The organism is Kitasatospora sp. MAA19, assembly GCF_029894125.1.
Classification (GTDB): domain Bacteria; phylum Actinomycetota; class Actinomycetes; order Streptomycetales; family Streptomycetaceae; genus Kitasatospora.
This window is the reverse complement of the sequence record NZ_JARXYZ010000020.1, coordinates 25626-36736: the sequence shown is the minus strand read 5'-3', so window position 1 is coordinate 36736 and position 11111 is coordinate 25626. Positions and strand designations below refer to the sequence as shown.

Below are 11111 nucleotides of genomic sequence, written 5' to 3'. Positions count from 1 at the left end.
CGGGGTGCTGAGGGGGTCCGGCGGGTTTTCCGTTGTCTTTGTTCAGGATGAAGCGAGGCTCTGCGATCATCCGATGATCGTCGCTCGTGCGGTGGGCGACGCTTGATGGGGGAGTGACCGACATGGCCGAGGTGCCCGCGGACGGCGCTACCGGGGCCGGGCGGCCCGGTAGGTCCGCACGGATCGCCGTCGACAGGGAGACGCGGATGGTGGTCCTCGGCGGGGTGCTGGGGGCGATGTTCGCGAGCATGGGGCTGGCCGTGCTGATCGGGCGCTCCCACGGGTACGGCGGCGAGAGCCTCGGTTCCATGGGCCTCGTCAGCATCCTCGGCCTGATGCCCTGCGGTGCCGGCCTGCTCTGGGCCCTGCTCCACCCCCGGCGCGGGTTCCCCTCCGTCGCCGTCGGAATCCTGATCGGGATTGGTCTGTTCGTGTCCTTCGCCGGGACGGGCCTCAACGACGCCTGGGCCGCGCCGCTGGACCGGCCGTCCAGCATCCGCGCGGTCGGCAGCTGGACGAGCGGGGACGTGGTGGTGCGGGTGCGGCCCGACCAGGTGGTCGCCTACCGCGGCGCCACCGGGCAGGTCGCGTGGCGGTGGACGCCGCCGGGAGAGGACTCCGTCTGCGCCATGAGCCGTGGGACCGGCCACGGACTCGGACTGCTCGGTCACTCCGAGCACGACCGGCCGTGTGCGGCGGTGACGGCACTGAACCTCGCGAACGGCACGGTTGCCTGGACCGCCGCCGTGGACGCGCCCGGCCGGGTGGGTGACACGGCGGCGCCCGATCTGCTCGCCGTCGCCGGGGACGAGGCCGTCCTGCAGGAGAGGAGCGGCTGGCGCGCGGTGCACCTTGCCGACGGCGGTGCGGCCTGGCACGGCGACGCGGACGCCGGCTGCTCGCCGTTGCAGGTGGCGGGCGGTGCGGCGGAGGCGGTGACGGTCGCGCAGTGCGGCGACGCCGCGCCGGTGCTGCGGTCGCTGGATCCGGCGGACGGGCGGGAGCGGACGCGCGTCGTCCTCCCGGTCACGGGCGGGTTGAAGGACCTCGCGGTGGTCTCCACCGAACCGCTGGCGGTCTGGGTCGACGCGCAGGGCGAGCGCGGGACGCACGCCGTCCTCAGCTTCGACGGGGCGGGGCGGCAGCGGGCGTCGATCCCGGTCGCGGGTGACGAGTACGACCTGGACGTCATGCTGGGCGGCGCCCACGCCTACGACGCGTTCGCGGCCCGACCGCTGTTCGGAGGGGTGGTCGTCGGAGACCAGCTGATCATCCCGGGGGAGAAGCCGGACGACGTCCGGATCAGCGGGGGCAAGAACCCCAGCCGCATCGCCACCGGGCGCCTGGTCGCCTACTCGCTCGCCGACGGCGGAAAGCGGTGGACCTCCGGGTTGGACGACCAGGTGACGGGGCTGCTGGTGGACGGGACGTCGGTGTGGGCACTGACCCGGGACAAGCTGACCCGGGTCGACGCCGCCACCGGGCGCCAGAGCGCCGAACTGGACGTCAACGACACGGAGTCCGTCCACCCGGTGGACCTGTCGGTCTCCGGGCGGAACCGGTTCACGGTGGTCGCGGAGGACGGCACGCGGGACGAGCCGCCGGTTCGGGGCATGAGCTGACGCCGGTGCCGGTTACGGGCGGTAGCCGGTGCCGGGTGTGGGCGGAAGCAGGGCCGTTCGGGTGAGGGCGAGGTTGGCGAGGTCGGCGAGGTCGGCGTACGGGGCTGTCCAGCGGGGTCGGTCCGACCCCCGACGGCCCGCATCTCGTCACGCCCGGTGACGACGGGCGCCGAGACGAGCACACCGATCCGACCGTTCTGAGCGTTTCGGGCGCCTGTGTCAGGCTGGTGGAGGAGCACCGCCGAGATCGGGAGGCTCGTGATGGCCGAGATCAGGGCGAACGGGGTGTCGCTGCACTACGAGGCCCAAGGGGAGGGGCCGGGCGTCGTCCTGGTGCACGGCTCGTGGACCGACGGCGACAGCTGGGCGCGGGTGATGCCGGGCCTGGCCGAGTTCACCACCGTCGTCGCCTACGACCGGCGGGGCCACAGTCGCAGCGAGGACCTGCTCACCCAGGGTTCGGTGTACGAGGACGCGGCCGACCTGGCCGGGCTGATCGACGCGCTCGGACTGGCCCCGGCCTTCGTCTGCGGGAGCTCGTACGGGTCGCTGATCACGCTGCGGCTCGCCTCCGCCCGGCCCGACCTGCTGCGGGGGATCGCCGTGCACGAGCCGCCCGGTACCGGCGTCCTGCTCGCCGATCCCGAGCTGCGGCCGGCCGCCACCGAGCTCGCCGGTCGGATCGCCGCCGTCCGGGAGCTGCTGGAGCAGGCGGAGTCGGCCGCGGCGGCCGAGCTGTTCGTGGAGACGGTCGCCTTCGGGCCGGGGGCCTGGGCGCAGCTGCCCGCGCCGGTGCGGCACACCTACGTGCGCAACGCGCCGACCTACCTGGACGAGCTGCGCGACCCGGACGCCCTGGACCTCGACCTGACCGCGCTGGCCCGCTTCACGGAGCCCGCCCTGCTCACGCAGAGCGACGACAGCCCGTCGATGTACGGCGAGGTGCTGGACATCATCGACCTCACCCTGCCGAGTGTGGAGCGGCACCTGTACAAGGGTGCCGGTCACGCTCCGCATCTGTCGGAGCCGGAGGAGTGGGTGCGGGTGGTGCTGCCGCGCGCGTTGGCGTCGTGAGTCGCGGCGCGAAGCCTCTGGCCGGCCCGTTCCGCTGACACCAGGGGTTCGAGCGTCGAAGATCGAACGGGCCGACGACACAGGTCAGTTGGGTGCCGCTCCCCAACCGTCGTCGGGGAGGGTGCGGTCCGGCTCCGGGCAGTCGGTGTGGTCGTAGCCCCACAGCAGGGCCTTGTTCAGCACCCAGTCGTCCAGCGGCGGCGCGTCGCGGTCCTCGCGGTCGGTGAGGACGAACGCCACCCGGATCTCCTCGGCCACCGCCACCTCCAGGGTGCGCTGGTCGGGGACGTTCTCGTACGTCACGGTCTCCCAGCGGCAGCCGGCGGCGGTCAGCGCGGCGACCAGGGCCGACTCGGTGACGTGCGTGTCGAATGTCCGCAACCCGCCGCCGGCCAGCGGGAGTTCGAGTTCGCCGTGCCACACGGGCAGGGAGAGCGACTGGAGCCGGCGGCAGTGGCAGAACACCGTCTGCACGTCGCCCCAGCCGAAGCCGTGCGGCCAGCGGGACTCGCGGTGGATCCGCCCGCCGTCCCAGGGATCGCCGTAGTGGGCGGCGAGTTCGGGCAACGAGGCGTTGTAGCGCAGGCCGTCGAGGCCGTCCAGGCCGCCGGTGGCCGCCAGCGCGGTGAGCCGCGCGAGGAAGTCCGTCACCCCAGGCACCCGCGCACCGCGTCGACCAGTCGGGTGGCGCGGGCGTCGCCGTGGCCGATCATCCGGTTGGCGACGTAGCCGAAGCCGACGCCGAACTCGTCGTCCCCGAAGGCGAACTGGCCGCCCGCGCCGTCGTTGCCGAAGCTGCGCGCGCCCAGCAGCGGACGGAAGGCGGGGGAGTCCAGCAGCAGGCCGGAACCCCAGCGGGCGCCCATGTCGAAGCCCAGGAAGCCCGCGCCGGAGGAGACTTCGCGCACCGCGTCGGTGACGGTCTCGTGCGAGAGCAGGCGCGGGGCGCCGTCCAGGCCGGTGGCGGCCGCCGCGTACAGCCCAGCCAGCCCGGTGGCGGAGGCGACCGCACCCGCGCCGGGCAGCTCGATCGCGTGCAGGGCCGGGTCGTTCCAGCCGTGCGGTGAGTCCAGGCCGGGGAAGACCAGGGCGCCGTTCATCGTCACGATCCGGGTCAGCAGGTGCTCCGGGCCGGGCATCGGGCGGCGGCCCTCCGCCTCCACCAGCCGGGCCAGTCGCGGGAGTTCGCTCTCCGGAAGGCCGATCCAGACCGGCAGGCCGAGCGGCTCGGCGATCTCCTTGCGGAGGAACGCGCCCGGCGTGAGCCCGGTGATCCGGCGGATCACCTCGCCGACCGCGAAGCCGAGGACGTGGCCGTGGTACTCGTAGGTCGTGCCGGGCTCCCAGAGCGGCTCCTGCTCCTCGATCGCGCGGACGACGGGCGTCCAGTCGGCGATCTCCTCGAAGGAGAGCACCGCGTCCAGGGCCGGGATGCCCGCGCGGTGGACGAGGATCATGCGGGTGGTGATGTCCTGCTTGCCGTAGCGGGCGAACTCGGGCCAGTAGCGGGCGATCGGCGCGTCGAGGTCGAGCCGGCCCTGCTGGGCGAGCAGGTGGGCACTGATGCTCACCGGGCCCTTGGCACAGGAGAAGACCGGGACGACGGTGTCCTGCGTCCAGGCCCGCCCGGTGCGCTCGTCGGCCGTCCCGCCCCACAGCTCGACCACCTTGCGGCCGCCGGCGAACACCGTGACGGCGGCGCCGAGCTCGGGGAACTCGGCGAAGTTGCGGGCGAAGACGTCCGCCACGGCGCCGAACCGTTCGTCGGCCCAACCCGGGTACTGCTGCATGGTGTCCCGCCCCGTTCTCTGGTCCTCGTGGAGCCAGTCCTCGTGGAGTCGCTGCCCCAAGATCGTCGACCGGACCACGGTACGGGGTCGGAGCGCTCGGCACGACCAGGTTTCCCACCCAGGCCGGGGCGAGCGGCAGCGGCGAGAGGCCGCCGCCGGGCGGGGGGTCGGTGTCGGGCATGATGGTCGGCGACGGAGGGGGTACTGAGGGGGTTCGGAGTGGATCGTGAAGCGCTGGACGCGCTGACCGCGCTGTGGCTGCAGCGGTGGCCCGGCGGCCCCCCGGTCGGGCATGAGATCGGCGCCGAGCACAGGGACGTCTGGGTGCGCTTCCACAGCCTGCCGGAGTCCAAGCGCTACCCCGACGACGAGGGCGAGTACGCCGTCGTGCTGGAGCGCCACAACACGGTCCTGGACGAGCTGTTCGACGGTTCGGACGTCTACGTGATCACGCCGACGTGGACGAGCGGGCCGGACGTCCCCGACGAGCGCCCGGCCGGCACGCACTGGCAGACCCGGCTGCAGACGGACGACCCGGATCCGGAGTTCCGCACCTACTGCCACGTCTTCGTCGACCGCCGGACGTGGCGGCCCGGCAGTCTCGACGAGCTGCTGCGCCGCGTCGCCGACGAGGAGGTGGCCGGCGTCATCGTCGCGGACACCGTCATGCGTCGGCTCTACCACCCGTACGACGGCGGCGCCGACGTCTACCTCACCTCCCCCGAGGAGCGGGACCGGCTGCGGGAGCGTCACGCCGACTGGCTGTCCCGGCACCCGCAGGGGTGGTGAGTCCCGGCGGCCGAGGGTGGTGAGTCCCGGTCGGAAGCCCGGCGGCCGGTAGGCCGGGGGCTTCGGGCCGCACGGGGCCTCCCGTGGTGCCGCCGCCCGGGCGGCGGTCGGTCACCCGCCGTCAGCCGCGGCCGGTGACGTAGAGGGGCTTCATGTCGACGACCGTTGTGGTGACGGTGTGTCCCAGGCCCTCGCGGGCGGCGTTGGTGAGCAGGCCGGGGTCGGCCTCGACGTGCTCGGCGAACAGGCCGCCGAGGCCGCGGGCGCGGGCGTACTCGGCCTTGGCGCGGACGGAGCGCGGGGTGTCGAGGGAGAGGAAGACGCCGATGGCCGGGTTGTGGAGGTAGTCGGCGTCGGCGGAGATGTCCGTGTGCAGCTCGAAGCCGTTGCGGCCCTCGCCGTTCTCCAGGTCGAGGTAGTTGCGCAGCACGTCGGCGTAGGTGCTCGTGCCGGGCGCGAAGGAGCCGACCGTCTGGCCCGAAGCGGTGTCGTACGTGCCGCGCAGGGGCGAGCTGCGGGTGAGCCGGGACCGCTTGGCGTTGCGGGTGGTCGTGGCGTAGCCGAGGTGGATGCGGTGGGGGTCCACGCCGGTGCGCTCGATCAGGTGGGTGACGGCGCCGTCGACGCAGTCCGTCTGGCTGCTGCTCGGGTCGCGGCGCAGCGAGGTGTGGTGCCCGAGCCCGGTGGACCAGGGGCTGCCGAAGAAGTCGAAGGACATCAGGTCCAGCCGTTCGGCGCCGGCCTCCACCAGGAGCGGGATGTTCATCGCGTCCAGTTGGGCGGCGGAGGCCGGCACCGCGACGGCGATCGTGGCGGCGGAGCCGGCAGCGGCCAGGGCGGCCCTGGTCTCGCGGATGAGCGCGGCGTAGTTCCCGGCGTCCTCCGGCCCGTACCCGGCCTGCGGGGCGCCGGCCGAGCCGGGCCAGCGCCAGTCCAGGTGGAGGGCGGAGAACATCGGGAAGGCGCGGAACACGCGCACCACGGACTCGGCGAACCGCCGCCGCGAGGCCGGGTCCTGCGCGATGGTGTGGAAGGCCTGGCTCAGCTCCCAGCCGCCGACGTGCAGGCCGACCGCGAGGTCCGGGTTGCGCTCCTTGAGACGGCGTGCGGCGCCCAGCAGGCCCTGGGCCTGCTGCTGGCCGAACAGGGCCGGGTAGTCGTTGGAGACCCAGCCGTCGAACCCGTAGCCGAGGTAGGCGGCCACCGCGCTCCACGGGTCGATGAAGGTCACCGCGCCGTGGTCGGAGGCGGGGATGCCGAAGTCCTGTGCCGCTTGGGCGGTGGCCGCCGCCAGGCTGCCCTGGTCGCCGACGATGCCGACCAGGCCGAGGACGATCTCGTCGAAGGCGCCGTTCGCGGCCTCCAGCCGGGTGAGGTCCGCGCCCGGCCCTCCGGTGGGGCCGCCGGAATCGTCCGTCAGGCGGCTGTCGTAGGCCCACGTGGTGTCCAGGAAGCCGGACACGGTCTGCTCGCCGCTGCGCCGGTAGGTGTTGAAGGCGGGCCCGGCCACCCGGCAGGGGGTGAAGGAGAGCTTCGAGTCCTCCCGCGCCGGGTCGAAGCCGTTCATCCGGTACGTGCGTTCGGCCGCGTCGACGGCCCGGCCGTCGAGGCCGGGGTCGGACGGGTACACCAGCTCGCTCATGACAGTTCTCCCTGCATCGCGCTAGCGGAAAGTGCCCGGTGTGGCGCCGGGTGTGACCGTGCTTGTGCAGGGTAGTGACCGGACCGGGTGGCGCGGGCGGGTTCGGGTGAACGAGTTGACTGATCGTCAGGGGCGGCGTGGAGGTCGCGCGGACAGGCGTGGTGGGGCTATCCCGGAAGCAGGACGGGCGCAGGTCTTGGTGATCATCGAGTTGAGACGCTCTGTGATCACCGAGGACCTGCGCCTGCGCTGCTGGAGGGGGCGGCCTACGCGGCGACTCATCCGCTGGGCTGCCCCCGCCCGCGCATCACGGACCTGGTCGGCGGTCAGTCCGCGTCGGCTTCCGTCCGCCACGTGGAGCGGAGTTGCGCGCCGACGTCGCCGGCCTGGCGAAGACCCGCCTGGTAGGCCGGCTCCCAGGCTGCCAGGTCGCCCGGGTCCGAGCCGAAAGCGCGCACCGACTCCGGATCGGGGCCGATGGTCGCCACGGTGTCCGCCCCCACGGCCGCCAGCTGCTGGTTGAGCGGCTCGCGGGGAAACAGGTGCGCCATCGGCTCGACCACGATCAGCGTGCGGGCTCCGGCCGCGAGATCGGCGTTGGTACCCGACCGCAGCGCACCGTCCATGTATCGCCGGCCGTCGATGGCGACGGGCGGCGCGGCCCCGGGGAAGGCGCTGCTCGCCGCCACCGCGTGCACCAACGGCACGCCGCTGTCGCGGTCCCACACCACGGGCTCACCGGTGGTTGCGTCCACGGCGGCGATCAGCAGCCGCCGCTGCGGCCACGCGTCCGCACCGATCAAGGCGGCGCGCCCCGCGATCAGCGCCTCATCGGCTTCGGGGTCGGTGCTGTCGAGCGCGAGCCGGCCGACGCGACGCCTGGCCTCGCCGGGTTCCAGGCTGCGGTCGCCGAGCACGGCGAACACCTCGCCCATCCGCGCGGGGTCCGCCTTGAGTCGGTGAGCCGGCTGGCGAGCCGACGTCGCGAGCCGCCCCGGGTCCTGGTCGGTGGCGAGTAGCGCTGCGACGATCGCGCCGGCCGACGTGCCGACGATCAGGTCGGCTTCGCCCAGATCCACGCCGTCGCGGCGCAACCCGTAGGCCAGCCCTGCCATCCAGGCCGTGCCGACGTGACTCCCGGGACCCAGGACGAGTGCTCGGTCGAAGGTGCGCAAGGTGGTCTCCCCTCGTTAGTGAAACAGTCGTACCATATACTCGCTAACGCTGTTTCAGTTTCGAGTTGCGAGAGGAGATCCACCGTGGGGCGACCCGCAGATCCCGCCCGTCGCGAGCGCACACTGGCGCGGGCGACCGACTACGTGCTGGCGCACGGATTGGCCGGGCTGAGCCTGCGACCACTGGCCGCGGCCCTGGACACCAGCCCACGGATGCTGCTCTACGACTTCGGCAGCAAACAGGAGTTGGTCGCTGCGGTCCTCGCCGAGGCCCGTCGCCGAGGTGCGGTGCGCCTGGCCGAGCGCCTTCCGGTGGCGACGGGCTCCGTGCAGGAGCGGCTGCGTGGCATCTGGGCGTGGATCAGCGCAGACGAACGTGCGCCGTTCGTCCGGCTGTTCTTCGAGGTGCACGCCGACGGCCTGGTCCACCCCGAGAACTACCCCGACCAGGGCGAGGCGATCACGGACTGGTTCGGCACTCTCGGTGCCACCTTCCGCGACGTCTCCACCGGTCCGGACGACACCGTCACGCCCACGTTGGTCATGGCCGTTGTCCGGGGTCTGTTGTTCGATCTCACAGCCACCGGCGACCGCCACCGCACCGATCGTGCGCTGGACCGCTTCGCTGAACTCCTCAAGCAGTGAACGCCCTTCGAAGAACGTCGCCGATACGATCGCTACAGGCAGAGAGGGAGGGCCCGGAGGCTCGGAGCCTCGGTCATACTGGTCCGCGCGAAGACTCGGGGAGGCGCGCGACCTATGGGGTTCGGAATGGACGAGGTCAGGCGTATCGGCGGCTATACCGTCGAACGCGAACTGGGCGCCGGCGGGATGGGCACCGTCTACCTGGCACGTTCGCGCGGAGGCCGCGCGGTGGCCGTCAAGGTGGCTCGTCCGGAACTTGCCGCCGATCCGCATTTTCGCGAGCGGTTCCGGGCCGAGGTCGCCGCGGCCCGTCGGGTCGGTGGGTTTCACACGGCCCCGGTCGTGGATGCCGATCCGGAGGCGGAGGCGCCCTGGCTCGCCACGGCGTACGTGCCGGGGCCCACACTGTCCGGACTGCTCGCAGCGCAGGGACCGATGGGCGAGGAGCGGTTGCGGATGCTCGGCGCGGCCCTGGCCGAGGCCCTGCAGGCCATCCACGCCTGCGGATTGGTCCACCGCGACCTCAAGCCCGGCAACATCATCATGGCCGAGGACGGTCCGAGGGTCCTGGACTTCGGCATCGCGCGTGCTGTTGAGTCAACCCGCCTGACCATGACCGGAGCTGCCTTCGGCACCCCCGGATTCCTTGCGCCGGAGCAGGCCCAAGGCCTCGAAGTGAGCGGCGCCGCAGACGTGTTCGCACTCGGCGCGGTGCTGGTCGCCGCCGCGGGCGGCAGTGCGTTCGGCGCGGGAACACCCATCGGACTGATGTACCGTTCGGTGCACGAAGCGCCCGATCTGTCCGCGGTGCCGGAAGGAATGCGCCCGGCTGTCGCCGCGTGCCTGGCCAAGAACCCGGCCCTGCGCCCCACAACGGACCAGCTCCTGGACCTGTTCGTGCCTGCCTCGGCGCAGTACACCCCCACCGTGGTCCCGGGGGAAGGACAGAAGCCGTTCGCGACGGCCCCGGTGGGGTACACGCCGACCCTCCGCGCACAGCCGCGGACCGGGGACGAGGGGGAGGACGACGACGAGTTCGTGTTCATCGCGGCAGACCGCGGGAGCAGTGTCACCGTCGACGCGGACGGCGTCATGATCGACTCCGAAGGAGAGAGCGTTGCGCTCACCTGGGCGGAGATCAGGACCGTCGACCACACCGTGGAGTCCCGGCGGCTCAGGGTGACCGCCCACCGTCACGACGGCAGCGTGGTCCGCTGTTGGCTGGGCACGCGCCGGGCGTCCCGACTCAACGACTGGGTCGAGCAGTTGACCCTGGCCCTTGATCGCTATCTCCCGGCGTAAGCCGCCGGCGGGCGGAGCCGAGCGGCGGCAGGACCGGGGGCCGGCCGCCCGGATTCGACGAGGACCGCTACAAGAAGCGCGACACCGTCGGACGGGCGATCAACAAGCTCAAGTATCGAGCTCGACAGTGCCACCACCGGAGACGGCGCTCATCTGACCGGGCTGCGGATATTCCGGGCGTCCGATCCCGACCACTATCCTGAGCCGGTGCTTCACGAGCTGTGGGACGAAGGCGAGGAGGGAAAGACGTTCTGCCTGGCCGGACCGCGCGGAGACGGGGCTCGTGCGCTCTTGTCCGAACGTGCCCGGCTCGTGTGGACCGTCGAGGCCGCGAGCTACTTCGACGCGATGACGTTGTACTACCAGCGCATGGGCTGGGGCACCTACACCACAGAGCACCCGGAGTGGGACAGCCGGACCTACGCCGAGCACGGCTGGGAATGATCCACCCATTTCATCCCTCCAGCCACACACGCCTCACGAACTACAGCTGGAGTACTAATCTCCCATGAACCACAGGTAACTGCCGGGCGTCGCCACGCAGGAGGCCAACAGCGTTGCCAGGTCACGTACGGCGGCCGTATGCGACTCATAGGTGCACTGCTGCAAGAGGCCGGGGATCTCCCGAAGAGCGGCCTCGGCCTCGCGCTCGTCGAACAGCGTGTCGCCGACACGATCGACCGAGCGGAGCCCGCCCGGGCAGAGCTCGCCCGAGCTGCTCCTCCCTAGCCTGGACAGTACCTGTTCCAACGCTTCTCCGTGCTCGTACGATCCTTGAAGGAGCGTAACCCTGGACGTATGCCAGTCGTCCGACTCGGTCCAGGTGGGCCGCGCAGAGTGCAGTTCGAGCTCAATCCCCATGATCGTCTCCTTGAAAGTCGCGCGCCGAAGCCCATCGCGAGCACCGCGGCTAACCCGCTCTCGGCCGACATGGTCCAGCAGAGCACAGGTCTCCTCAGCAAAGGACGATCATGTGCCAGACAGGGCCTAATTGACGGTTCGCCAGGGGTGCTTCAGTCGAGGGCGACGGCACGTCGCGCTGCCGACGGCGCGCCGGGCTCGCCCGGAACGA

Annotated in this window: 11 protein-coding genes and 1 pseudogene; 7 read left to right on the top strand and 5 right to left on the bottom strand. The window is 72.1% G+C overall.

Translation table 11 applies throughout. The annotated features are described in order from the left end of the window. Positions 1–122: 122 nt before the first annotated feature. A complete protein-coding gene (locus P3T27_RS26600; RefSeq protein ID WP_280682811.1) occupies positions 123–1622 on the top strand; it encodes a PQQ-binding-like beta-propeller repeat protein in 1500 nt (499 codons plus the stop codon). 261 nt (positions 1623–1883) lie between these two features. Continuing rightward, positions 1884–2696 (top strand): alpha/beta hydrolase, encoded by an 813-nt coding sequence (locus P3T27_RS26595; RefSeq protein WP_280682809.1) that lies wholly within the window; start codon positions 1884–1886, stop codon positions 2694–2696. An 84-nt stretch (positions 2697–2780) separates the two neighbouring features. Here P3T27_RS26595 and P3T27_RS26590 read toward each other — a convergent pair whose 3' ends face one another. Next, the gene (locus tag P3T27_RS26590; protein ID WP_280682807.1) at positions 2781–3347 is read right to left on the bottom strand and encodes a hypothetical protein; all 567 of its coding nucleotides are present in this window, start codon (positions 3345–3347) and stop codon (positions 2781–2783) included. Beyond that, positions 3344–4486: a serine hydrolase domain-containing protein gene (locus P3T27_RS26585; RefSeq protein WP_280683019.1), complete on the bottom strand. Its 1143-nt coding sequence runs from the start codon at positions 4484–4486 to the stop codon at positions 3344–3346. The genes P3T27_RS26590 and P3T27_RS26585 overlap by 4 nt, the downstream gene beginning before the upstream one ends. Positions 4487–4705: 219 nt before the next feature. On the opposite strand from P3T27_RS26585, the gene P3T27_RS26580 reads away from it, so the two are divergent. Further along, complete coding sequence (locus P3T27_RS26580; protein ID WP_280682805.1) at positions 4706–5275, top strand: hypothetical protein; 570 nt, start codon at positions 4706–4708, stop codon at positions 5273–5275. 121 nt (positions 5276–5396) lie between these two features. On the opposite strand, the gene P3T27_RS26575 is transcribed toward P3T27_RS26580, so the two are convergent. After that, entirely contained in the window at positions 5397–6917 is a 1521-nt protein-coding gene (locus P3T27_RS26575; RefSeq protein ID WP_280682803.1) for a glycosyl hydrolase family 18 protein, read from the bottom strand. A 326-nt stretch (positions 6918–7243) separates the two neighbouring features. Then, the gene (locus P3T27_RS26570) at positions 7244–8092 is read right to left on the bottom strand and encodes a patatin-like phospholipase family protein (protein WP_280682801.1); all 849 of its coding nucleotides are present in this window, start codon (positions 8090–8092) and stop codon (positions 7244–7246) included. A gap of 84 nt (positions 8093–8176) precedes the next feature. On the opposite strand from P3T27_RS26570, the gene P3T27_RS26565 reads away from it, so the two are divergent. The 4 genes and pseudogenes from P3T27_RS26565 to P3T27_RS26550 all read left to right on the top strand — a co-directional run bounded on the left by P3T27_RS26565 (position 8177) and on the right by P3T27_RS26550 (position 10483). Beyond that, positions 8177–8737 carry a TetR/AcrR family transcriptional regulator gene (locus P3T27_RS26565; RefSeq protein WP_280682799.1) on the top strand — a complete coding sequence of 187 codons (561 nt, stop codon included), beginning with the start codon at positions 8177–8179 and terminating at the stop codon, positions 8735–8737. A gap of 126 nt (positions 8738–8863) precedes the next feature. Further along, a complete protein-coding gene (locus P3T27_RS26560; RefSeq protein WP_280682797.1) occupies positions 8864–10039 on the top strand; it encodes a serine/threonine-protein kinase in 1176 nt (391 codons plus the stop codon). Between the two features lie 26 nt (positions 10040–10065). Beyond that, positions 10066–10161: pseudogene (locus tag P3T27_RS26555) on the top strand (IS5/IS1182 family transposase); the annotation flags it as partial. An 85-nt stretch (positions 10162–10246) separates the two neighbouring features. Continuing rightward, a complete protein-coding gene (locus P3T27_RS26550; RefSeq protein WP_280682795.1) occupies positions 10247–10483 on the top strand; it encodes a hypothetical protein in 237 nt (78 codons plus the stop codon). 54 nt (positions 10484–10537) lie between these two features. On the opposite strand, the gene P3T27_RS26545 is transcribed toward P3T27_RS26550, so the two are convergent. Then, positions 10538–10900, bottom strand: coding sequence for a hypothetical protein (locus P3T27_RS26545; protein WP_280682794.1), 363 nt, complete (start codon positions 10898–10900; stop codon positions 10538–10540). Positions 10901–11111: the final 211 nt, after the last annotated feature.